The following is a 25,716-nucleotide window of genomic DNA, read 5'->3' as shown; positions in this document are numbered from 1 at the left end:
CAATGCACAGCCAGTCCCGGCACCGCCCGCGGCATTACGGCACCTGTCCTCGACCGGATGAGATGACCGCGCACCGGCCCCACCCCCTTCTCTTGCGGGGATAATGGAGGGAGAGAATGTTACAAAGATTTCCCTTTGCGGCTGCCGCGCCGGACGGCTCCCCGTGAAAAGTCACATTTCGACGCATGCCTGCATGTTGTGCCTGACGCCGCTTTCCAATATCAATCTAGAATTGATCATAGAGTGCTAATTCTCGGGTTTCCTACGGGTGCGGGGATGAAATCGATGTTCGGGCGGAAGACGGGTGCTGCGAAGACCGGTGCCGCAGGCGGCAGGGCGGACGGCAAGGTGCTGCGGACGGCGGGCAAGGCCCCGATGGCCTTCGCGCTGGAACCCCGATTCATGTTCGATGCCGCCGGGGCCGCCGTCGCCGACCCGGCGGCGGTGGCGCCCCCCGACCCCGCAACCGATCATGCTGCGGACCACCCGGCGGACACCGGCCCGGATCACCCGGCCGGGCAGCCATCCTCCGAAGCGCCGCAGGCCGCCGCCCCGGTGGCGGCACCCGCAGCCCCGACCGCCCCGGTTCCGCCCCCGGTGGAAATCCGCGCCGCCGACCCGGCGCAGAACGATGGCAGACGCGAAGTCGTCTTCATCGAATCGAACGTCGCCGATTACCAGACGCTGATCGACGGGGCCAAGGCGGGGGTGGAGGTCGTTCTGCTGGACGGCAATTCCAGCGGCGTCGCCCAGATCGCCCAATGGGCGCAGACCCACAGCGGCTATGACGCCATCCACATCGTGTCGCACGGTGGTTCCGGGTTCGTGACGCTGGGGGCCGACCGCGTCGATGCCGCCGCCATCGACGGCCTGCGCGACTCGCTGGCACAATGGGGACGCGCGCTGAGCCCCGGCGGCGACCTGCTGCTGTACGGCTGCGATGTCGCGGAACCCGGCAGCACCGCCTTCCTCGATGCCCTGTCCTCCGCCACCGGCGCCGATGTCGCCGCCTCCAACGACGTCACCGGTGGACGGAACGTCACCGGCGATTGGACGCTGGAAGAGCAGACCGGTTCGATCGAAACCGACACTCCCTTCACGGCGGACGCACGGTCGCTCTTCGCGACCGAACTGAACAGCGGCGCCAACCGAGCCTATACTTTCGATGGCGCAGATGATCGGATAACGCTTACCAACGTCGCCAATGATCTGAATGGTCTTACTGCATTCACCGTCGAACTCTGGGTCAATCCGACGAGCTGGACCAACTACACCACTATATTTAGTTGCGACGTTCCCATAGATAACGATACCGGGGGCTCAGAAACCAGAAGCTTGACCCTATGGTACAATTCCGGACAACTAATCGCCACGTCATCGACAGAAGCCCCGAACGCCGGCGTTGCAGTCACGATACCCACAGGACAGTGGACGCACATTGCCGCTGTCTTTACAGTCGGCGATACGAGCACTGTAAACATCCAAATGGTTGTTGATGGCGTATCCAAGGGCACGCAATCGTTCAGCCCGTCAGCTGGCGGCAACTTCAAAGATTATTCTGGCCTGAGCTTTGTTTTTGGTGCCGATGTAACCGATCAGGGCGGCACCTCCTTCAACGGCGTCATGGACGAAATCCGCATCTGGAACACGGCCCGCACAGCAACCGAAATCGGCAACAATCGCAGTACCGAACTGGCCGGCTCGGAATCCGGGCTTCTGCATTACTACAAGCTGAACGAAACCACCGGCCAGACCGTTACCGACTCGGTTTCGAGCGGTGCCAAGAACGGCGTGCGCGGCGCCGACAGCGGAACCAGCACCGACGACCCCACCATCAACCATGACGGCGCCTTCACCGTCAGCGCCGGTCCCACCGTGTCGTCCGTCTCGGTGCCGTCGAACGCCACCTATGTCCAGGGCCAGACTCTCAGCTTCACGGTCAACACATCGGCCGCCATCACCGTCGATACCACCGGCGGTACGCCGCGGCTGGCGTTGGACATCGGCGGCACCACCAAATACGCCACCTACCAGTCGGGCTCCGGCACGACGGCGCTGGTGTTCAGCTACACCGTCGAAGGGAACCTGACCGACAGCGACGGCATCGCCGTCAGCAGCCTGGATGCCAACGGCGGCACGCTGAAGAACGGCGGCAACGACCTGACCACGACGCTGAACAGCATCGGCGCCACCGCGAACGTCCTGGTCGATTCCGCCGCCCCCACCGCGTCGGTGACCACGGCGACGATCAAGAACAGCGCGGGCGTCGGCACGGCGCAGAGCACGGAGACCGGCACGGTCTATCTCGTGCTGTCCTCCGCCACCATCACCGATCAGGCCTCGCTGGAGGCGCTGGTCACCGCCGCCACGGCGAAGAAGGCCACGGTCGCCACCGCCAACACCAACACCAGCATCGCCACCACCGGGCTGGCCGACGGCACCTACAAGATCTACTCCGTGGACGCGGCCGGCAACGTCAGCGCCGCATCCTCCAACAGCATCACCATCGACACCACCGCGCCGGTACTGACCATCTCCAACGGGACGGCGCTCGCCTACACCGAAAATGGCGCGGCGACCGCGCTAGATTCCACCGCCACGCTGACGGAGGCGGGAACCCCCGGCGGGTCGGTGCTGACCGTGCAGATCACCGCCAACAACGAAGCGGCCGACACGCTGTCGCTGCCGACCGGCACCAGCACCGGCATCAACATCAACGGCACCGACCTGCGGTCGGGCACCACCAACATCGGCACGGTGACCACCTCCAGCGTCACCAACGGCACCACCTGGACCATCACCTTCCTGTCCTCGGCGACGGCGCAGAACATCCAGGACACCGTCGCCGCCATCCGGTACAACAACACCTCCAACAATCCCGGCACCTCGAACCGCACGGTCACCTTCAACCTGACCGACGGCGCCGGCAACGCCGCCACGGCGGCGACCCGCACCGTCGCCGTCACCGCGGTCAACGGCGCGCCGACCTTCACCTCGACGAACACCGCGTCGGTCAGCACCTTCGACGGGACCAGCGCTGCGGTGAAGACGCTGACCGCGACCGATCCGGAAAGCGACGCGATCACCTATTCGCTGGTCAGCGTCAACAGCGCCACCTCGGGCAGCCCGTTCACCCTGTTCTCGGTCAGCGCCGGCGGGGCGGTCACCGCCGGCAACGCCGCCAACCTGACGCCGGGAACCTACACGCTGGTGGTGCGGGCGACCGACGCCAACAGCGCGACCACCGACCAGACGCTGACCGTCACCGTCTCCAGCTCGCTGATCGTCACCACGGCGACGGACGAGGCGGCAGGGACGGCGAGCTACACCACGGAACTGAACGACGGCACCGGCCTGTCGCTGCGCGAGGCGGTGGCCATCGCCAACGCCCAAGCCGGCGGCGCCACCATCTCGTTCAACGTCGGGGGCATCCAGCTGTCGCTCGGCTCGCTCGCCATCTCGGAAAACATCACCTTCGACGCCGATTCGATCAACACGCTGGCCCTGTCGGCGGCCGCCGCCGGCGACACCATCTCGATCGCCAGCGGCAAGACGCTGACCATCTCCGGCGGATCGGGGGACACCCAGTCGATCGCCAACGTGATCGAAGGAGCGGGCAACCTGGCGCGGAGCGGGTCGGGCACGCTGACCCTGTCGGGAACCAACAGCTATTCCGGCACCACCACCGTCACCGGCGGCACGCTGTCCATCTCCAGCGACAGCAATCTCGGCGACGGCAACGTCACCTTGCGCGGCGGTAGCGTCTTCGCCACCGCCGCCAACGTCCTGACCGTCGACAACACATTCGCGATCGGGACCGGCGGCGCCACCTTCCTGCAGACCGGCAGCGGACACCTGACGCTGTCCAACGGGGTTTCCGGCGATGGGCCGGTGACCAAGAGCGGCGCCGGCAGCATGACGGTGTCGAACAACAACGATGCTCTCGAAGGCGGCTGGACGATCAACAGCGGCACGGTCAACGCCACGTCGACGGGTGAAAGTCTCGGTTTGGGGACGGTGACGTTGAACGGCGGCACGCTCGCCATCTCCAACGCCACGGCACTTGACGAAAGCATCGTGGTGAACGGCGCCGCGACCATTTCCAACGGCTCCGCGCTGACCTTGTCCGGGGTGATCTCCGGGACGGGGGCGCTGACCAAGGCGGGGGCCGGCACGCTGACCTTGTCGGGGACGAACACCCACAGCGGCAGCCTGGATGTCTCGGCCGGTACGCTCAGCATCGGTGCGGCCAACAACATCAGCACCGGCACGATCACGCTCAGCGGCGGCTCGCTGGACCTCACCGGCGCCATGACCCTGGGCAATGCCCTTACGCTCAGCAGCGGCGGCACCATCTCCAACAGCGCCGCCGTGACCCTGTCGGGGAACATCGCCGCCGGCACCAACACCCTGACCAAGAGCGGCACCGGCGCGCTCACCCTGTCGGGGACCAACAGCGGGTCGGCCTGGGCGGCGACGATCGGCGCCGGTTCGCTGGTGATCGGCAGCCAGACCAACATCGGCACCGGCACGATCTCGCTGGCCGCCGACACCACCCTGCAGGTGACCGGGGCGGCGACGCTGACCAATGCCGTCGCGCTGTCGGGTGCGGCCACCGTCCGGACCGACGCCGCGGTCACCATGTCGGGCGCCTTCTCCGGCGGCGCGCAGGCGCTGACCAAGAGCGGCAGCGGCACCCTGACCCTGTCGAACACCGGCAACGAGGCCGGGCTGACCGGCGGCGTCACGGTCTCGGACGGCACGCTTGCGGTGGCCGACGACAACGCGCTGGTGGGCGGCACGGTCACGCTGGCGGCGGGAGCCACGCTGGCGGTCACCGGCGCCACCACCATCGACAACGCCGTGGCGCTGTCGGGCAATGCCACGATCTCCAACAGCGCCGCCGTCACCATGTCGGGCGCCTTCTCCGGCGGCGCGCAGGCGCTGACCAAGAGCGGCGCCGGCACCCTGACCCTGTCGAACACCGGCAACGAGGCCGGGTTGACCGGCGGCATCACGGTGTCGGACGGCACGCTGTCGATCGGCAACGACGATCACCTGATGGGCGGCACGCTGACGCTGAACGGCGGCACGCTCGTCCTCGCCAACGTGAACGGCACCATCGACAACGCCATCGCGCTGGGGGCGTCGGGCGGCACGATCAACGTCTCCAGCAGCGGCGCCATCCTGTCGGGGATCATCAGCGGGTCGGGCTCGCTGACCAAGACCGGCGGGCAGATGCTGACGCTCGGCGGGAACAACACCTACACCGGCGCCACCAACATCAACGCCAACATCGTCTACATCACCCACGCCAACGCGCTGGGGACCACGGCGGGCGGCACCACGGTGGCCAGCGGCGCCACCCTGCGCATCGACAGCGGCCTGACCGTCGCCGAGAACCTGACGATCAGCGGCAGCGGGGTCTCGATCTCCGGCTCGGACGTCGGTGCCGTGAAGGTCAACGGGGGCGGCACCGGCAGCGCCACCCTCAGCGGCACCGTCACGCTGGCCGCCGACGCCGGCATCGGTTCCTACACCGCCGGCGACACGCTGACGATCTCCGGCGCGATCTCCGGCGGCTACACTCTGACCAAGGTGGGGGCGGGCACGGTGGCGCTGTCGGGCGCCAACAGCTACACCGGCACCACAACGGTCAGCGCCGGCACACTGTCGATCGCCGGGTCCGGCAACATCAGCAGCGCCGACATCACGCTGAGCGACGGCGGCACGCTGGAGGTGACCGGCAGCAGCGTCACGCTGGCCAACGGCCTGACCGTCGGCACCGGCGGCGGCACGGTCAGCACGGCCGACGCGCTGACCCTGTCCGGCACCATCGCCGCCGGGACCAACACGCTGACCAAGAGCGGCAGCGGCACGCTGACCCTGTCCGGCACCAACAACGCCACCGCCTGGGCCGCCACGGTGACCGGCGGCACGCTGTCGGTCGGTGCGGCCGCCAACCTCGGCACCGGCACCGTCACGCTGAACGGCGGCACGCTGGCCTCCACCGGCACCCTCACGCTGGCCAACGCCGTCGCGCTCGGCAGCAGCCACGGCACCGTCAGCGTCGACACCGGCAACGCCCTGACCCTGTCGGGCGTCATCAGCGGCTCCGGCGGCCTGACCAAGTCGGGCGCCGGCACGCTGACCCTGTCCGCCACCGGCACCTACACCGGCACCACCAGCCTGTCGGCCGGCACCCTGATCGTCACCGGCACCCTGAACGGGTCGTCGGCCGGCGCGGTCACGGTGGGCAGCGGCGGCACGCTGGCCGGCACGGGCACCGTCAACGGCGGCCTGACCGTACAGTCCGGCGGCACGCTGTCCCCCGGCATCGTCGGCACCAACAACGGCGTCGGCACCCTGTCCGTCAACGGGGGCCTGACCATCCAGTCGGGCGGCACCCTGGCGGTCGATCTGGTCAGCACCAGCAGCCATGACCAGGTGGCGGTCACCGGGGCGGTGGACGTCAGCAGCGCCACCCTGAACGCCGGCGGCAGCTACTCCCCGGCCAAGACCGCCAGCGGCGACAGCTTCGCCATCATCTCCAACGACGGCAGCGACGCCGTCACCGGCACCTTCACCGGGCTGGCCTCGGGTGCCACGCTGACCCTGAACAACGGGTCGATCGCCGTCAGCTATGCCGCCGGCAGCAACAGCAACGACGTCGTGCTGACCGGACCGGTCAACCAGGCGCCGGCACTGGCCGGCACCTTCACCACCGCAGGCACCGTCGACGACAACGCCACCACCACGCCCTTCGGCAACGTGACGGTGGGCGACACCGACGACAACACCGGCACCTTCACCGTCCTCATCACCTACACCGCGGCCAACGGCACGCTGTCCAGCGCCGGCGGCGGGCTGACCGGCACCGCCGGCAACTACACGCTGACCGCCACCACGCCCGGCGGGCTGCAGACCCTGCTGCAGGCGCTGGTCTTCACCCCCACCAACAACCAGGTGGTGCCGGGCAGCACGGTGCAGACCACCTTCACCCTGACCGCCAGCGACGGCACGACCAGCAGCAGCGCCAACAGCAGCACGGTCGTCACCGCCACCTCGATCAACGACGCGCCGACCGACATCGCCCTGTCGAACAGTTCCGTCACCATCTTCGACGGCACCAATGCGGTGGTCGGCACCCTGTCGAAGACCGATGCCGACACCGGCCAGACCTTCACCTATACGCTGGTCAGCGGCACCGGCGACACCGACAACGCCCTGTTCAACATCTCCGGCACGGCGCTTCAGGCGAACAACGCCAGCACCCTGACCGCCGGGCAGAGCTACTCGATCCGCATCCAGGTCAGCGACGGCACCGCCACCTATGAGAAGGTGTTCAGCATCAGCGTGACGAACGACCTGACGGTCGACGTCACCGCCATCGACAGCAGCGCACCGGCCGGCACCTATACGGCCGACAAGGCCGACGGCGGCGGCCTGGACCTGAAAGAGGCCATCGCCTTTGCCAACGCCGTAACCGGCAACGTCACCATCCGCTTCGCCACAACGCTGGGCGGCACCATCACGCTGCCCGCCACCCTGACGGTGCGCGACGGGGTGACCTTGGCGATGGACAGCGACACCGACAGCCGGTCGATCACCATCGCCGCCAACGGCTTCACGCTGGGCAACAGCTTCGGCGTCAGCGTCAGCGAGGGTGACACGCTGACCATCGACTCCACCCTGGCCGACAACGGCACCGATACCGCAGCCCTGACCAAGAGCGGCGTCGGCACGCTGGTGCTGGGCGGTACCAACAACACCGCGACCGGCGGCACCAGCGGCACCGGTATCAACACCATCACCGTCAGCGCCGGCACGCTGTCGGTGGCGGGCGACGCCAACCTGGGCACCGGCACGGTCGCGCTGAACGGCGGCAGCCTGTCGGTCACCGGCGCCACCACCATCGACAACGCCATCGACCTGAATGCGGACTCCACCATCACCAACAGCGCCGCGGTGACGCTGTCGGGGGCGCTGTCCGGAACGTCGGCGCTGACCAAGGCGGGCAGCGGCACGCTGACCCTATCGAACAGCGGCAACAGCGGCAACTTCTCCGGCACGACCACGGTCGGCGCCGGCACGCTGAGCGTCGCCGCCGACGGCAACCTGGGCAGCGGGGCGGTGACGCTGAACGGCGGCACGCTGGGCCTGACTGGCACCGGCAGCATCGACAACGCCATCACGCTGGGAAACTCCGGCGGGACGGTCGAGGCCAGCGGGACCGCCACCCTGTCGGGCACGATCTCCGGCACCGGCACCCTGACCAAGACCGGCGGCAGCGCGCTGACCCTGTCGGGCACCAACAGCTACACCGGCGCCACCACCGTCAGCACCGGGGTGCTGATCGCCGGCAGCAACGGCGCCCTGGGGAGCACCGACGGCGGCACCACGGTGGCAAGCGGCGCGACGCTACGCCTGCTCGGCGGGCTGACCATCGCCGAGAACTTCACCATCAGCGGCATCGGCGTCTCGGCCGGGATCGGCGCCATCAAGGTCAATGACGACGCCAACGGACGTGCGACCACGCTCACCGGCACCATCGCCCTGGCGGCGGACGCCGCCATCGGCGCCTACAACGGCACGGACTCCCTGACGGTGAGCGGGGTGGTCTCCGGCGCCTATGCCCTGACCAAGGTCGGGTCGGGCGGGCTGACCCTGTCGGGCGCCAACAGCTACACCGGCGCCACCACGGTCAGCACGGGAATGCTGATCGCGGCGCACGCCGACGCGCTGGGCACGACGGGAAGCGGAACCACGGTGACGAGCGGCGCCGCCCTGGGCCTGCAGGGCGGCATCACGCTGGCGGAGGCGGTGTCGGCCGCAGGGACCGGCGTGTCCGGTTCCGGCGCGATCTACAATGTCAGCGGAACCAACACGCTGTCGGGGGCGGTGACGCTGACGGCGGCGGCGGCGGTCGGCGTCAATGCCGGCGGCCTGACGATGAGCGGGACCATCGGCGACTCCTTCGGCCTCACCAAGACGGGGACGGAGACGCTGATCCTGTCGGGGACCAACGGCTATTCGACGCTGACGGTCTCGGCGGGAACGGTCGGCATCGCCGCCGACGGCAATCTGGGCTCCGGCACGGTCAGCCTGGCGGCCGGAAGCACGCTGCAGGTCACGGGCGCGACCACCATCGACAATGCGGTGGCGTTGACCGGATCGGCGGCGGTCCGGACCGATGCGGCGGTCACGATCGGCGGGAACATCACCGGCAACAGCTACACGCTGACCAAGTCGGGCAGCGGGACGCTGACGCTGTCCGGAACCAACAACAGCTCCGGCTCCGGCGTCAGCGGGATCACGGTGACGGCGGGCACCCTGGCGGTGGGGGCGTCCGCCAACCTGGGCCAGACGACGCTGACGCTGGACGGCGGCACGCTGGCCTCGACGGCGGCCTTCAGCAGCGGCAACGGCGTCACGCTCGGCAGCGGCGGCGGCACCATCGACGTCTCTGCCGGCGCGGTCACGCTGAGCGGCACCGTCTCCGGCACGGGCGGGTTGAGCATCGCCAGCACCGACGGCGGCAATGCCTTGGGCCTTTCGGGGACCAACACCTACACGGGCGGCACGACGCTCGGCGGCGGCATCCTGCAATTCGGCAACGACGCCGCGGTGGGAACCGGGACGCTGACCATCAACGGCGGCAAGGTCCGCGGGTCGGACACCACCGCGCGGACGATCGCCAACAACCTCGTGCTGGGCGGCACGATGACGATGTCCGGTTCGGCGGCGCTGACCTTTACCGGCAGCGTGGATCTGGGCGGCGCGACCCGGACGGTCGACAACACCATCACCGAGGCTCTGACATTGAGCGGCGCGGTGTCGAACGGCGCGCTGACGGTGGCGAACACGAGCACCGGCGCGCTGGTGCTGGGCGGAACCAACAGCATGACCGGCATCACCGTGTCGTCCGGCACGCTGTCGGTCGCCGCCGCCGACAACCTGGGTTCCGGGACGGTGACACTGAACGGCGGCGCCCTGTCGATCACCGGGGCCACCACCATCGCCAACGCCATCGCGCTGTCCGACGGGTCGACCATCAGCAACTCGGCGGCGGCGACGCTGTCGGGCGTGCTGTCGGGATCGGGGGCGCTGACCAAGACGGGCAGCGGCACCCTGACCCTGTCCGGAACCAACACCCACACGGGCGCCGTCACGGTCTCGGCGGGCACGCTGGCCGCGTCCGGCGGTTCGGCGATCGGCGATACCAGCGCGGTGACGGTGGCGAGCGGCGCCACCCTGTCGCTGGTCGTCGGCAACGAGGCCATCGGATCGCTGGCCGGGGCCGGCTCCGTGGTGCTGAGTTACCGCCTGACGGTCGGCGACAACAGCTCCACGACCTTCTCCGGCGTGATCTCCTCCACCAACAGCAGCGGCCTGACCAAGACCGGCACCGGCACCCTGACCCTGTCGGGCGCCAACAGCTACACCGGAGCCACCACCGTGTCGGCGGGTACGCTGGCGCTGACCGGCAACTCGGCCATCGCCGACACCAACGCGGTGACGGTGGCGAGCGGGGCGACGCTGTCGGTGTCGGGCACGGAAACGGTGGGGTCGATCGCCGGAGCCGGCGCTATCGTGCTGGTCGGGACTCTGGAGGCCGGCGGCAACAACACGTCGACGGAGTTCAGCGGCGTCATCAGCGGCTCCGGCGGCGGGTCGCTCACCAAGCAGGGCAGCGGCACGCTGACCCTGTCGGGAGCCAACACCCACAACGGCGGTACCACCATTTCCGCCGGCACGATCATCGCCGCCTCCACCGGCGGCCTGGGCGAGTCCGGCGTCGAGCTGGCCGCCGGCACGACGCTGAGCTTCGCGGTGACGGGGAGTTTCGGCAACTACATCCAACAGAGCGGCGTCGCCACCATCAACGTCGGGTCGGGATACACCGCCACCCTCAGCAACGTCATCTCGGGCAACCACGGATTCACCAAGACCGGAACCGGCACGCTTGCCCTCGCCACCGGCGGGAGTCCCGATCCCGGCACCACCACGGTGTCGGCCGGCACCTTGCTGCTGACGGGCGGCGGCTCCTACGACGGCGCGATCACGGTGAACAGCGGCGCGACTCTCGCCGGCACCGCTCTGCTGTACGGCACGCTGACCATCGACGCGGGCGGCACCCTGGCCCCCGGCGTCGCCGGGACCAACAACGGCATCGGCAGCCTGACCGTCAACGGCAACCTGTCGATGAGCGGCACCCTGGCGGTCGAGATCGCCGGCACGGCGGCCGGCAGCTACGACCAGGTGATCGTCAGCGGCGGCGTCACGCTGGCCAGCGGTTCCAGCGCCGTCACCGTCGCCCGGGTCAACAGCTTCGCCGCCGTCAACGCCGCCACCTACACGGTCATCGACCAGACCGGCGTCGGTGCGGTGTCCAGCACCCTGTCCGGGCTGGCGCAGGGCGACACGCTGAGCACGAACGGCGACCTCTACACGGTTGATTACGTCGGCGGCACCGGCAACGACCTGGTGCTGACCTCGCTGGTCAACCCGACTGTCTCGTCGGTCACCGCCACCACCGCCGACGGCACCTACAAGGCCGGCAGCACCGTCACAATCACCGTCACCTTCACCCGGGCGGTGACGGTCACCGGCACGCCGGCGCTTGCGCTGGGTCTCACCAGCCGCAGCGCCACCTACAGCGGCGGGTCGGGGACGACGACGCTGACCTTCACCTACACGGTGCAGGACGGCGACAACTCAGCCGACCTCGACTATGCCTCGACGGGTGCGCTGACGCTGAACGGCGGCAGCATCGCCGACAGCTCGACCACCCTGGACGCGATCTTGACGTTGGCGGCACCGGGCGCCGCCAACTCGCTGGGCGCCAACAAGGCGATCGTCATCGACACCGCGGCCCCGACGGTCAGCGCCGTCTCGGCGGTGAACGGCACCTACCGGGCCGGCGAGACCATCGACGTCACCGTCACCTTCTCGGAAGCGGTCACCGTCACCGGCACGCCGACCTTCGGAATCACGCTCGACGACGGCACGGTGGTGCAGGCAACCTACCTGTCGGGATCGGGCGGCACCGCGCTGACCTTCCGCTACACCGTGGGCACCAACCTGACCGACGCCGACGGCATCGGCATCGGCGCCTCGATCAGCGGCGGCAGCATCGCGGACCTGATCGGCAACAGCGCGATCCGCACGCTGAACAACGTCGCCGGCATGGGTGCCGTGCGCATCGACAGTGTCCATCCCACCGTCACCAACGTGACCGCCGGCACCGAGAACGGCACCTACACCACCGGCGAGACCATCTCGATCCAGGTGACCTTCAGCGAGGCGGTGACCGTCAACGGCACTCCGACGCTGGCGCTGAACACCGGCCGCACCGCCACCTACAGCAGCGGGGCCGGCACCAACACGCTGACCTTCACCTATACGGTGCAGGCCGGCGACACCGCCGCCGACCTGGACGCGGTCGGCACGTCGGCACTTGCCGGTTCGATCACGGACATCGCCGGCAATGCCGGAGTCCTGACCCTGACGATGCCGGGCGACGTGCGGTCGCTGGGGCTGAACAAGAACATCGCCATCGACACCACGGCGCCGACGATCAGCAGCATCGTTGCGCCCACCGACGGCACCTACGGCGTCGGCCGGACGATGAGCTTCTTTGTCCAGACCAGCGAGGTGGTGATCGTCAACGGTGTCCCGACGATCACGCTGGATGTCGGCGGCCAGACCCGTCAGGCGGTCTACAACCCGGCGGCCAGCAGCGGGACGGTCCTGCGCTTCGACTATGTGGTGCAGGCGGGCGACGCCGACGCCGACGGCATCGCCGTCACCGGACTGAACTACAACGGCGGCAGCATCACCGACCGTGCCCGCATTCCGCTGCCCGCGACGCTGACCGGCATGCCGGGCCTGCAGAACGTCCTGGTCGACACCGTCGCCCCGGCGACCCCCTCGGTCCCGGTGCTGGCGTCCGGGCAGGACACCGGCGTCTCCACCACCGACGGGCTGACCAACCTCGACCGTCCGACCGTCGGCGGCACGGCGGAAGCCGGCTCCACCGTCACCGTGCTGATCGACGGCGTCGCGGTCGGCACCACCATCGCCGGGTCCGACGGCAACTGGAGCTTCACGCCCACCACCCCGCTGGCCGACGGCACCCATGCCATCACCGGCCGGGCGACCGACCCGGCCGGCAACAGCAGCGGCACCTCGGCGGCACTGACGCTGACCGTCGACGCCACGCCGCCGGTGCTGTCGCCCCCGGCGATTGCCGGCGGCATTGACAACAGCGCCAACGTCACCCCGATCGACCGGCCGACCCTTACCGGCACCGCCGATCCGAACAGCACGGTCACCGTCATCATCGACGGCGTCACCGTCGGAACGGCCACCGCCGGCAGCGACGGAGCCTGGAGCTTCGCCGTCACCACCCCGCTGACCAACGGCACCCACAGCGTGGTGACCACCGCCACCGACAGCGCCGGCAACATCGGCCGGTCGGGAACGCTGAGCCTGACGGTCGACACCCAGGCCCCGACGGTGTCCGCCGGCGGGACCGCTCCGACGCTGAGCGCCGGCGGCACGGCGACGCTGGGCTCCGCCGTCTCGCTGTCGGACGCCAGTTCGCTGAACCGGGTGACCGTCACCCTGACCGACGCCCGCAGCGGCGACGAACTGGTGATCGGCGCCCTGCCGGCCGGCATCACCGCGACCCGCGACGGCAACAGCATCGTGCTGACCGGCGTGGCGTCGGCCGCCGACTATCAGGCGGCGGTGCAGGCGATCGGGCTGCGGTCGAGCGCCACCGACCCGAGCTTCGCCGGTGCGGCGACCAGCCGGTCGATCAGCATCCAGGCCCGCGACCTTGCCGGCAACAGCTCGGCCGCGGCGACGGTGACGGTCACGGTGGCCCGTGCCAGCACGACCACCACCAACACGACCCCGGTGACGACCACGCCCGTCACCGTCAGCGGCAACGGCCCGTCGCAGTCCGGCAGCTCGACGACCGGCTCCTCGTCCAACGGCCCGTCCTCCAGCAGCTCCTCGAACAGCCCGTTGGGCGGCTCCGGCAGCACCGGCTCCGGACCGACCCTGCCGGGCGGCAACGGCGGCAACAGCGGCGGAACGCCCGGCAGCTCGTCCAGCACGGATGTCGGCCGGTCGGTCACGCTGAACAGCATCGGCGGCGGTTCGTCCAGCACGGACGCCGGCCGGTCGGTCACGCTGAACAGCATCGGCGGCGGTTCGTCCAGCACGGATGCCGGCCGGTCGGTCACGCTGAACAGCATCGGCGGCGGCTCCCGCGTTGGCTCCGGCAGCGGGCTGGGAGGAAGCGGCCTCGGCGGTGGTCTGGGCGGTGGTCTGGGCGGCGTGCTGGGAGGGAGCGGCCTGGGCGGCGGTCTGAACGGCGGCGGCCTTGGCAGCAGCGGCTTGGGCAGCAATGGCCTGGGCAGCGGCCTCGGCACCGGCGGCACGCCCGGAGGGACCGGAACGGGCGCGGGCACTGGTGCTGGCACGGGTGGCGCGACGCGCAACACCGGCGGCAGCCAGACCGGCCAGGGCACTCCCGGCCAAAGCACCCCTGGCCAGACCGGCACCCAGGACAACGGCCTGAACAACGGACAGGGGCAGGGGCAAGGACAGGGCCTTGGCCAGGAGCGGGGCAATGGCCTCGGCACCGGACAGGGCCGCGGCCCGGCGGCCGGACAGCCGGGGAGCCAGGGTCCGCAGGGCCAGCAGGGTCAAGGTCAGGGCCAGGGCGAGCAGCAGGGCCAGCCCCAGAACCAAAACCAGCCCCAGAACCAGAGCGCCCCTCAGGATGGCGGCGGCACCCCGGCGGACGGGGCCGGACAGCCGGCGGAGCGTGGTACGGACGACCGTGCCGAGATCATGCCGGCCTCCCCCGGCTTCGCCCGTCAGGTCGCCCGCGCCCATGGCGGTCCGGCCGGCGCCACCGACCTGCTGGCGGCACTCGCCAGCCACATCCTGCCCGACAGCTGGGCCGCCTGACGGCGGCCCACTCCATCCCAGTGCTCTTCCTTTCAGAATCGCTTCCTCGTCCAATCCTTTTCCGCCGAACGGAATTGCTCCCGCCATGAAGACCTCGACCGCTCAACTCCGCCGCCGCTTGCTTTCTTCGGTGGTTCCCGTCGCCGTCCTGACGGCATCCCTGCTGGCCGCGGGCTGCGCGGTCAAACCCGAGCCGCTGACGGCCGAGGAAAATCTGGCGCGCGTGCGCAAGGATCTGGGCGTCGTGCTGTCCCCGCAGGAACCGCTGACCAAGGCGGTCTCGATGGACGAGGCGATGGCGCGCGCCATCAAGTACAACCTCGACGAACGCGTGAAGCTGATGGAGGTGGCGGTCGCCACCGACCAGCTGGACCTGTCGCGCTACGACATGCTGCCGCGCGTCGTGGCCGCCGCCGGCTATGTCGGGCGCAACAACGACGCCGGATCGGAAAGCCTGAACCTCGCCACCGGCCGGCGGACGGGCGAGAGCACCACCGCCACCGACAAGCACCGCCGCACCGGCGACCTCGCCTTCACCTGGAACGTGCTGGATTTCGGCGTCAGCTATCTGCGGGCGCGGCAGAACGCCAATCTGGTGCTGATCGCCGACGAGCGCCGCCGCCGCGTCGTCCAGGGCATCATGCAGGACGTGCGCACCGCCTATTGGCGCGCCGTGGCCGCCGAACGGCTGCTGAGGCGGCTGGAGCCGGTGGAGAAGCGGGTGGAGGGTGCGCGCCGCGACGCCCGCACGCTGGAGGCGCTGCGCATCCAGGCGCCGTTGCAGGCGCTGACCTACACCCGCACCCTGGTCGAGACCCTGCGCCAGCTGCAGTCGCTGCGGCGCGAGCTGGTGGCATCGAAGTCGCAGCTGGGCGCGCTGATGGGGCTGCCGCCGGGCGAGCCGTTCGAGATCGAGCTGCCGCCGGCCAGCATCATGAAGGCGCCGCCCAAGCTGGACGTCGCGGTGGAAGCGCTGGAGACCTACGCCCTGCTGAACCGGCCTGAGCTGTTGGAGGAGAGCTACAACCAGCGTATCTCCACCGACGAGACCTGGCGGTCGCTGCTGAAGCTGCTGCCGGGCATCGACGTCAACGCCGCCCTGCGCTACGACAGCAACAGCTTCCTGCTGAACCAGCGCTGGACCGATTACGGCGCGCGGATCAGCTGGAACCTGATCAACCTGGTCTCCGCCCCCGCCACCAAGTCCTACGCCGATGCGCAGGAAGAGCTGGTCGCCTTCCGCCGTCAGGCGCTGAGCATGGCGGTGCTGAGCCAGGTGCATGTGGCGGTGCTGCAGTTCCGCGAACTGAAGCAGGAATTCGCCCTGACCGCCGAGCAGGCCGACCTCGACACCCGCATCCGCTCGCAATACACCAATGTCGGCGAAGCCGGCCAGGTGGGCGAGCTGGGCGTGATCCAGTCGGAGGTGACGGCGTTGCTGTCCGATCTGCGCCGCGACCTGGTGCTGGCCGACCTGCACAACGCCTATGCCCGCGTCATGGTGTCTGCCGGCGTCGATCCGCTGCCCGAGACGATGGCCGCCGACGACCTGCCCAGCCTGACCCAGGCGGTGGGCAAGGGTCTGTCCTCCTGGCAGGAGCGCGCCAACAACGTTCTCCGCGTGAAGGATCTGGTGGCGAAGGACGCGGCCAAGGCCGACAAGACCGAACCGGCCAAGGCGGAACCGGTCAAGCCTGAATCCGCCAAGGCGGCTGTGCCCATGGCGGCCGCTCCGGCCCCACCCCCCGTAGCGGCCCCCGTAGCGGCTGCGGAAGCGCCGAAGGCCGCGGCGGCCGAACCGGCTCCGGCCTCCACGCCTTTCGTTCTGGCGTCTTCCGCAGCACCCGCCGCAATACCCGCCGCGGCTCCGGAATCGGCGCCGGCTCAGGTTGCGGCTCCGGTTTCGGCCCCTGCCCCCGCTCCAGTTGCGACGGCGTCCTTCTCTCCTGTCATCCAGGCAGATCTTGGGGCTTACGCAAGCCACAGGCTTGCCGAGCGGGAATGGGGTATGATCGCCAAACGCCTGGGAACGGGAATGGACGGGGCCGGCGCCCTGTACGTCACCACCCGGCGCAGCGAGGACGGCAAGCCGATCGTCCAACTGCGCGCCGGCGGTTTCGCGGACCGCGCCGCGGCCGAGCGGTTCTGTCATCGTGTGAAGGACAAGCAGCGGGAATGCACCGTTCGTACCCTCTCTGCTCAGGAAATCCAATCCGACAGCCTGCCGATGGGCAGGGTCGCGTCGCTGTGATCCGTCCCGGCGCGGCGGCCAAAGCCACCGCCCAAGCCGCCGCACTCGTGGCTGTCCTGCTGGCCGGGGGCCTCGCCTCCAGCCCGGCAGTCGCCCAGGACACCTCGCAGGGGCAGGTCCGCGCGCTGATCGAGGCCAGGCGGCATGCGGTCCTGTCCTCCGAGATCCCCGGCCGCATCGCCCGCATGAGCGTCGATGCCGGCCAGAGCTTCAAGGCCGGCGACCTGCTGGTCGCCTTCGACTGCGCCAGCTATCAGGCGGAACTGGACGCCGCCCGCGCCCAGCTGAACGCCGCGGATGTGACGGCGCGGGTCAACCGGCGCCTGAACAGCCTGCGCTCCATCGGCGAGGCGGAGGTGCAGCTGGCCGAGGCGAAGGTCCAGGTCGCCCGCGCCGACGTCCGCAAGGCGGAGGTGCAGGCCCGGCGCTGCGAGATCAAGGCGCCTTTCGACGGCCGTGCGGTCGAACGCCGGATCCAGGAGCATGAGTCGGTCGCCGCCGGCGCGCCGCTGCTGGAGATCCTGTCCGACCGCGACCTGAAGGTGGAGCTGATCGTCCCCTCCTCCTGGCTGGTGTGGTTGAAGCCGGGGCAGCGCTTCGACCTGCGGGTCGACGAGACCGGGGTCACCCTGCCGGGCGAGGTGGTGCTGCCCGGCGCCAAGGTCGATCCGGCCAGCCAGTCGGTGAAGGTGACCGCGAAGCTGACCGGCGAGGGCACCCTCTCCGGCCTGATCGCTGGCATGAGCGGCACCGCCATCTTCCCCGAACCGGCGCTGTCGGCGCTGCCGGCCGGGAACCAGGGGGCTTCCCAGGGGACTGCCAAACCCGGAACCGCGAAGCCATGAGCGCCGTGATGGCCCAGCCCCCGCCCCAGCAGGCGGCGCCGCAAGCGGCTCCACAGGCAGCTCCCCAGGGAGCGCCGCAGCCGGTCAACGGCCTGCTGATGCTGCTGGAACTGCAGCGGCAGGCGTGGCGGCAGGCGACGGCGCCGGAGCTGCGCTATCACATCGTCAACCAGACCCGCCGGCTGATCGCCTACCGGCAGGCCGCCTTCCTGACCCTGGCGGACCGGGGCCGGCCGACGCTGGAGGCCGTGTCCAACATCGCGGTCCTGGAGCCGAACGCTCCCTTCACCCAATGGCTGGAGCAGGCGGTGCACACCGTCGCCACCGGTGCTGAGGCCGACGCCGTCCATGTCGTCGATCCCGCCGCCCTGTCCGCCGAGGTCCGCGGCGCCTGGGGCGAATGGGGGCCGGCACAGGTTCTGTGGTGCCCGTTGCGCAAGCCGGAACCCCAGCGGGAGGCCCCCCGTGAGGCACTGCCCGGCGCCCAGGCGGAAAGCCGGGACAAGGCCGCCCCGCCCCTGGCCGGCCTGTGGCTGGGCCGCGACGAGCCGTGGACCGACGGCGAAATCCTGCTGCTGAGCCATCTGGCGGAGGGCTATGGCCATGCCTGGTGGGCGCTGTCGGGCAAGCGTGCCAAGCGGCGCGGGCTGCGCCGCGCCCTGCTGCCGCTGCTGGTCCTGCTGGCCGTCGCCGGCGCGCTCGCCATCCCGGTGCCGATGTCGAGCCTGGCCCCGGCCGAGATCCAGACCAGCAACCCGGTGATCGTCGCCGCTCCGCTGGACGGCGTGATCGAGCGCTTCCATGTGCAGCCGAACCAGGCGGTGGCGGCCGGACAGCCGCTGTTCAGCTTCGATTCCACCGTCCTGCGCAGCCGCTTCGAGGTGGCGCGCAAGGGGCTGACCCAGGCGGAGGCGGAACTGCTGACCGCCTCCCAGGCCGCCTTCGCCGATCCGCAGACCAAGGCCCGCGTCTCCCAGCTCCGCGCCCAGGTGGAGCTGCGCCGGGCCGAGCTGGCGCTCGCCCGCGACCTGCTGGACCGGGTCACGGTGAAGGCCGAGCGCGCCGGCATCGCCGTCTTCACCGACGTCAATGACTGGCTGGGCAAGCCGCTGTCGGTGGGCGAGCGCGTGCTGACGCTGGCCGACCCGCAGGCACCGGAGATCGACATCATGGTGCCGGTCGGCGACGCCCTGGTTCTGGAGCCGGGCTCGCCGGTGGAGCTGTTCCTGAACGTCGACCCGCTCCATCCCCTCCGGGCCCGCCTGACCCATGCCAGCTACGAAGCCGGCCTGTCGGCCGCCGGCGTGCTGTCCTACCGCGTCAAGGCGGCGCTGGAACCGGGCCAGAACCCGGGGGAGGCCCCGCCGCGCATCGGCCTGCGCGGCACCGCCAAGATCCTGGGCGACCGCGTACCCCTGGCCCTCTACCTGTTCCGCCGCCCGCTGGCCCTGCTGCGCCAGTCGCTGGGGATTTGAGAGGCATCCAAAACAACATTAACGGAAAAGCTCGCAAATTCGACAGATGTCGTTGTTGTGGATTAATTCAGAAGGAAATTAGAAATGGCCGATAATCAAAAAGAGGAAAATGAGTTAGCCCACGGAGCCATTGGGTGGTTAATTATATTATCTGTTGCTGGGTGGTACTGGTGGTGCTCCGATGGAATCAGATCTATAAAAAGCATGACCATAGAAACAATGTTCCACGAAAAAACACTAATTGCTCCACGTGATTTTGGATTTTTGAAGGCCGCAGGTTACAACACAGACAAGCTTGAATTTATAGATGCTATCAACAGGACAAATCCTTCAAAAATTTCTTGGTCAAGCAGAGATGTAAAAATACCCCCCACCGATAAGACCATTAGCGTTGTAGACACAATAGTAGACTATGATACTCCATTCAACGGAAACGTAAGAAGAGTTGTTTATTCGTCATTTGTAATGAAAGAGCATTTTTACCATTTCAATCCTACCGTTATGTCTCCGATGTCAGTATCATATCTATATTCAGACGGACGAACCGTTAACTACAATATGGATCACGGGGCAGAAAAAGTTGTCGATTCTTTCACAATTTTATTCAAATAGTTGCATTTAAAATGCCCTTTCAGTTGATAAAATTACTTTGCGTCAACATCACTACTCTTCTGGAAATCGTCCTCCTGTGTCCATAGCCCTCACGCCCCCCGCCGGTCCCTCTGCCAGCCTCCGCGCGGTCGGTTCCGCCCCCGCCGACCCGCGGGCCGCCATGCGGCTACCGGGCCTGCGCGACGATCTGGCGCTGCTGCCGGCGCCGGCGGGGCAGGACGGGGCACCGGGCTGGACCATCCACGATCTGGTGCGCAACCGCTATTTCCGCATCGGGCCGGAGGCCTTCGCGCTGATCGCGCACTGGCACCACGCCAACCCGGCCGCCATCGCCGCGGCGGTGGCCGAGGAGAGCCTGTTCGAACCGACGGTCGACGACGTCATGGGTTTCTACCAGTTCCTGGCGGCCAACAACCTGACCGTCACCGTCGACACCGCCTTTCTGGCCCGTCAGGCGGCGGCGCGGAAGACCGGCTGGTTCTGGTGGCTGGTCCACAATTACCTGTTCTTCCGCATCCCGCTGGTGCGGCCCGACCGTTTCCTGTCGGCGACGGTGGGGCTGGTGGCGCCCTTTTACAGCCGGGCCTGGCTGGCCCTGGTGTTGCTGACCGCGCTCCTTGCCGGGCTCCTGGTGGCGCGGCAGTGGGATGCCTTCCTGCACACCTTCCAGCATTTCTTCTCCCCCGAAGGGCTGGCGCTCTACGGCGTCACGCTGCTGGGCACCAAGATCTGCCACGAGTTGGGCCATGCCTACACCGCCAAGCGCTACGGCTGCCGGGTGCCGACCATGGGGCTGGCCTTCCTGGTGATGTGGCCGGTGCTCTACACCGACACCACCGACGCCTGGAGGCTGGTCTCGCGCCGGCAGCGGCTGGCGGTGGGGGCGGCCGGCATGCTGACCGAGCTGACGATCGCCGTCTTCGCCACGCTGGCCTGGAGCTTCCTGCCCGACGGGCCGCTGCGCAGCGCCGCCTATTTCCTGGCGACGGTCAGCTGGATCACCACGCTGGCGATCAACCTCAGCCCCTTCATGCGCTTCGACGGCTATTACCTGCTGTCCGACGCGCTGGACGTGCCCAACCTGCAGGAGCGCGGCTTCGCCATGGCGCGCTGGAAGCTGCGGGAATGGCTGTTCGGCCTGGGCATTGCCCCGCCGGAGGAGATGCCGGCGGCGCGGCGCCGCATCCTGCTGGCCTATTCCTACGTCACCTGGGTCTACCGGCTGGTGCTGTTCCTCGGCATCGCGCTGCTGGTCTACCACGTCGCCATCAAGGTACTGGGGATCCTGTTGTTCGCCATCGAGATTGGCTGGTTCATCGCGCGGCCCCTCCTGCATGAGGTGAAGGTCTGGTGGTCCTTGCGCGACCGCTTCCGGGTCAACCTGCGCACCGGGCTGACGCTGGCGGGGCTGGCGGCGGCGGTCGGGCTGACCCTGCTGCCGGTGACCACCACCGTCTCGGTGCCGGTGGTCTGGCGGGCATCCGGCTTCGCCACCGTCTACGCCCCCTTCCCCGCCCGGCTGGAGGAAACGCTGGTCGCCCGCGGCCAGAGCGTGGTGGAGGGCGAGCCGCTGTTCCGCCTGACCGCCCCCGACCTGGAGGGCAAGCTGCGCCAGGCGGAGCTGCGTATCGACTGGATGCAGGAGCAGATCGCCCGCCTGACCGCCAGCCGCGAGCAGCTCGACCGCGTGCGGGCGATGGAGGAGGATCTGGCCGCCGCCCTGGCCGAGCGGCAGGGGCTTCTCGACAGCCGCGAGCGGCTGGTAGTGCGCGCTCCCCTGTCGGGGACCGTGCGCGACATGGAGGATGCGCTGACCCCCGGCCGCTGGATCGGGCCGAAGCTGCCGCTGGCGATGGTGGTGGCGCCCGGCAGCGGCGAACTGGTCGGCTATGTCGGAGAGGGCGATTTCGACCGGCTGAGCCCGGGTGCAGGAGCGGAGTTCCACCCCGACGACCCGCTGGCTTCCCGACGTGCGGCGCGGGTGCGCGCGGTCGATCCGGTCGCCGTCTCGGCTCTGGACGTGCCGGCGCTCGCCTCGGTCAATGGCGGCCCGGTGGCGGTGGAGGGACAGGCGGGACCGCAACCGGGCCAGCCACATGGCAGTCCCGGCCGCAGCGCGCTCGCCCCGGTGGAGGCGGTCTACCGCATCACCCTGGATGTCGAGCCGGTGCCCGGGGTTCCCGGTTCCGTACAGGAGGGGCCAGAGCGCGTGACCCGCGGCATCGTCCGCGTGGCGGGCGAGGCCCGCAGCATCGCCGAACGCTTCTGGCGCATCGCCGCGTCGGTGTTGATCCGCGAGACGGGGTTTTGACCGGACGGCCAGCAGGGACTTCCGGGATCATTCCATCCCCACCGCCAGGAGCCCGTCGCCGGCCATGGCAAGGCCGGCCGATTGCGGGCGGACATAGCCGATCGGGTTAGGGCGCAGCTCGTTGCGGCAGTAGGTGATGAAATGGACCAGCGCCTGCTGCTGATCGCCGCCGAAGGCGGCGCTGAGATCGGGGTTGGCCATCAGATAGGCGAGCGCGTTGAACCGGGTCGGACGCCCGTCCGCCTGTCCGGTGGACTGGTAGTGGGCGGTGGCGGCCGCGGTGTCGGTGCCGAAGGTTGCTGCCAGATCCGGGTTGGCGGCCAGATAGCTCAGCGCGTCGAAACCGGCGGCGTCGCGCCGCGGCGTGTTGCCGTAGAGGACGACATATAGCTTCACCTGCCGTTCGCTGCCCGAGAAGACGCTCAGCAGGTCCGGGTTGGCCAGCAGATGGTCGTGGGCGTTGAAGCTGGTGCTGCGGTTCTCCAGCCGGCCGTAGCGGATGTAATGCTCCGCCGCCCGCGTGGAATCGGTGCCGAAGGCGGCGGCCAGATCGGGATTTGCCGCCAGATAGGAGAGCGCGTCGAAGCTGCTGCCGCGCCCTTCCCGCTGGCCGTAGGACAGGTAATGGCGGCCCCCTGCCGCCGGGTCGGGCCCGAAGGCGGCGGCGAGGTCGGTGTTGGCAGCCAGATAGCCCAGGCTGTCGAAGCCGACGCCGCGCCCTTCCTGCCGGCCGTGGGACAGGTAATGGCGGACCGCCGCCGCCGGGTCGAGCCCGAAGGCGGCGGCGACATCCGGGTTCGACACCAGATAGCCGTATCCGTCGAAGCGGGTGCCGCGTCCCTCACGCTGGCCGTAGGTCAGGTAATGGCGGGTGGCGGCGACGGCATCGGTGCCGAAGGCGGCGGCCAGATCGGCGTTCGCCGCCAGATAGGCCAGCGGATCGAAGCTGCCGGCGCTGCGCCCTTCCCGCCGGCCGAAGGCCAGATAATGCCGGGTCGCCGCGTTGCGGTCGTACCCAAAGGCGGCGACCATGTCCGGGTTGGAAGCCAGATAGGAGAGCGGGTCGAAGGATGCGGCGGTCCGCCCCTCTGCCCGGCCGGAGCGCAGGTAATGCTCGCGCGCGGCGGCCTCGTCGGTGCCGAAGACGGCGATGAGGTCGGGGTTGGAGGCGAGATAGGCCAGCGGGTCGAACCCGGCCATCGTCTCGGCCAGCGAGGTGACCCGCAGCGTCACGGTCTGGCCGCTGACCGCACCGTGACTGTCGGTGATGGTATAGGCGAAGGAGCCGGGCGTCCCCGATGTCCCGGACGGCACCTGATAGGTCAGGCCGGCCAGATCGGCTGTGCCGAGCGTCATGCCGGCGGTGACGGGGGTGCCGTTCGCCAGCCGCAGGATGCCGCCGGTCGGCAGCCGCGCCAGGGTCACGGCCATGCTGTCGCCTTCGTCCGGATCGCTCGGCCGATCGATGCCCAGCGATATGGCCGGCCCGCCTTCCTGCACGACCAGCGTCCTGTCCGACTGGACGGCCGGCGGCCGGTTGGCCGGGCGCGAGGCGATGATGAAGCCGATCCAACGGCTCCACGCCACGCCGTTGTAGGCGCGCACCGACAGCTCGTCGAGGCTGGTCAGGGTGGAGGCGGCGAAGGTGACGCCGGCGAAGGCCGCCGCACTCAGTGAGACCGCGGCACCCGTCGCCTGGGCCACCCCGCCGACCATGATGGAGCCGGCGCCCTGGGTGTTGTCGACCACCTCATACTGGGTGACAAGGCCGCCGGCCGGGTCGGTCGCCGTCACAAGGCTGTCGATGTCGATCGAGGAACCGATGAAAACCCGGCCGGTCCGGGCGGTCACCGCCGGGGGCATCAGGCTGATGCGGGTGTCGGCGAACAGGGCGAATTCGACGTCGGTCAGACTGTCGGTGCCTTCGCTGCCGCCGGAGATGGTGGCGCCGTCGGCGGAGACGGTGACGGCGTAGGAGGAGCGGCTGCCGTTGTAGACCGCGGTGTCGGTGCCGCCGCCGCCCTGCAGCGTGTCGTCGCCCGATCCGCCTGTCAGCGTGTCGGAGCCCTCGCCGCCGGTCAGCAGGTTGTTGGCGGTGTTGCCGATCAGGATGTCGTTGCCGCCGCCGCCGATGGCGGTCTCGATGGTGACGCCGTCGGCGATCGCCACATTGTCCACTGCCCGCCCGCCCGAGCCGTTGGGGCCGATGGAGCTGAAGGCGCCGGGCGTCAGGTCGATGGTGACGGCCGACGCCTGCCCGCTGGCGTCGATGCTGTCGGTGCCGCCGGCATCCCAGATGGCCTGGCTGACCGCGACGATGTTGCTGGCGAAGGCATAGCGGTCGTCGCCGATGCGGGTGCCGGTGTTGGTGCCGTACAGGTATTGGACCGCCGCGATGTCGTACAGCGCCGGCCCCGTCGTCAGCCCGTTCAGGCCCAGGCTGGGATGCGAGTTGTAGGACATGAGCGTGTAGCGGTAATTATCCTCGGTCGAGGACAGATAGGGCGGCTCGCCCCCGCCGCCGGTGGCGTTGTAGTTGCCGGGATGCTTCAGCCCGATGGCGTGCCCGATCTCGTGCAGGATGGTCAGGTAGCCGTAGCTGCCCTGCGTCGGGCTGGCGTTGGTCGCGGCGCTGTTGGAAAGATAGATGTCGCCGCCGCCGTCATAGAGCGATCCGGTCGGATAGTAGGCGTAGGCGGCGCTGGAGCTTTGCCGGTTGGTGCCGAGGCGGATCGACCCGCCCTGCCCGCTGTTGGCGCTGTCGGAGGTTTCGACGAAGAAGATGTTGGCGACGGCGCTCCAGGCGGCGAAGGCCTGCCGCGCCGCGTCGCGCTGCGTGGCGGACAGCGGCGCGAAGCCGGTGGTGTCCGAGCCGGAGGCGTAGGACGGCGCCTGCTCCATGAAGCTATAGCTGACCGTCGCCCCGCTGCCGACCCCGCCGCTGCCCCAGCGCGGCGTCCCCGTCGCCAGCAGGGTCGAGATGGTGGCGAAGGAGGCACCCTGCGGCCCTCCTTGCGCGCCCAGCCCTGCGGCGATGGGCGCGGCACTCCAGCCGGCGCCCCAGCTTGTTGCATTGCACAGCAGGCAGGAACAGGCGGCCCCCGGGTCAAGCCGGGAGTCAACCGGGGGGCCGGCCGAAACATCGGACAGATCGGAGAGGGTGGTCGTCATGGCCGGGAGGAAATCCGCGCCGCGGACTGCGGCTCCGCCACTCTACAACCTTTCATTCCC

General features: G+C 69.3%; 7 protein-coding genes. 6 read left to right on the top strand and 1 reads right to left on the bottom strand.

What is annotated here, in order from left to right:
* Nucleotides 1-285 precede the first annotated feature (285 nt).
* From AL072_RS31935 to AL072_RS31915, 6 genes are all read left to right on the top strand, one after another.
* The gene (locus tag AL072_RS31935; protein ID WP_045585459.1) at nt 286-14,991 is read left to right on the top strand and encodes an autotransporter-associated beta strand repeat-containing protein; all 14,706 of its coding nucleotides are present in this window, start codon (nt 286-288) and stop codon (nt 14,989-14,991) included.
* A gap of 85 nt (nt 14,992-15,076) precedes the next feature.
* On the top strand, nt 15,077-17,242 hold the full coding sequence (locus tag AL072_RS31930) for a TolC family protein (protein WP_052710405.1): 2,166 nt from the start codon (nt 15,077-15,079) through the stop codon (nt 17,240-17,242).
* Nucleotides 17,239-18,087, top strand: coding sequence for an efflux RND transporter periplasmic adaptor subunit (locus AL072_RS31925; protein ID WP_245637106.1), 849 nt, complete (start codon nt 17,239-17,241; stop codon nt 18,085-18,087). The genes AL072_RS31930 and AL072_RS31925 overlap by 4 nt, the downstream gene beginning before the upstream one ends.
* On the top strand, nt 18,084-19,562 hold the full coding sequence (locus tag AL072_RS31920; protein ID WP_052710404.1) for an efflux RND transporter periplasmic adaptor subunit: 1,479 nt from the start codon (nt 18,084-18,086) through the stop codon (nt 19,560-19,562). The genes AL072_RS31925 and AL072_RS31920 overlap by 4 nt, the downstream gene beginning before the upstream one ends.
* An 84-nt stretch (nt 19,563-19,646) precedes the next feature.
* Entirely contained in the window at nt 19,647-20,174 is a 528-nt protein-coding gene (locus AL072_RS34725) for a hypothetical protein (RefSeq protein ID WP_144428454.1), read from the top strand.
* Between the two features lie 76 nt (nt 20,175-20,250).
* Nucleotides 20,251-22,485, top strand: coding sequence for a biotin/lipoyl-binding protein (locus tag AL072_RS31915; RefSeq protein ID WP_052710403.1), 2,235 nt, complete (start codon nt 20,251-20,253; stop codon nt 22,483-22,485).
* Nucleotides 22,486-22,512: 27 nt separating this feature from the next.
* Here AL072_RS31915 and AL072_RS31910 read toward each other — a convergent pair whose 3' ends face one another.
* Nucleotides 22,513-25,656, bottom strand: a complete 3,144-nt coding sequence (locus tag AL072_RS31910; RefSeq protein WP_052710402.1) for a M10 family metallopeptidase C-terminal domain-containing protein — start codon at nt 25,654-25,656, stop codon at nt 22,513-22,515.
* Nucleotides 25,657-25,716 lie beyond the last annotated feature (60 nt).

The organism is Azospirillum thiophilum (genome assembly GCF_001305595.1).
Classification (GTDB): Bacteria; Pseudomonadota; Alphaproteobacteria; order Azospirillales; family Azospirillaceae; genus Azospirillum; species Azospirillum thiophilum.
The sequence above is the reverse complement of the archived record's forward strand: the minus strand, read 5'-3'. Positions and strand labels throughout refer to the sequence as shown.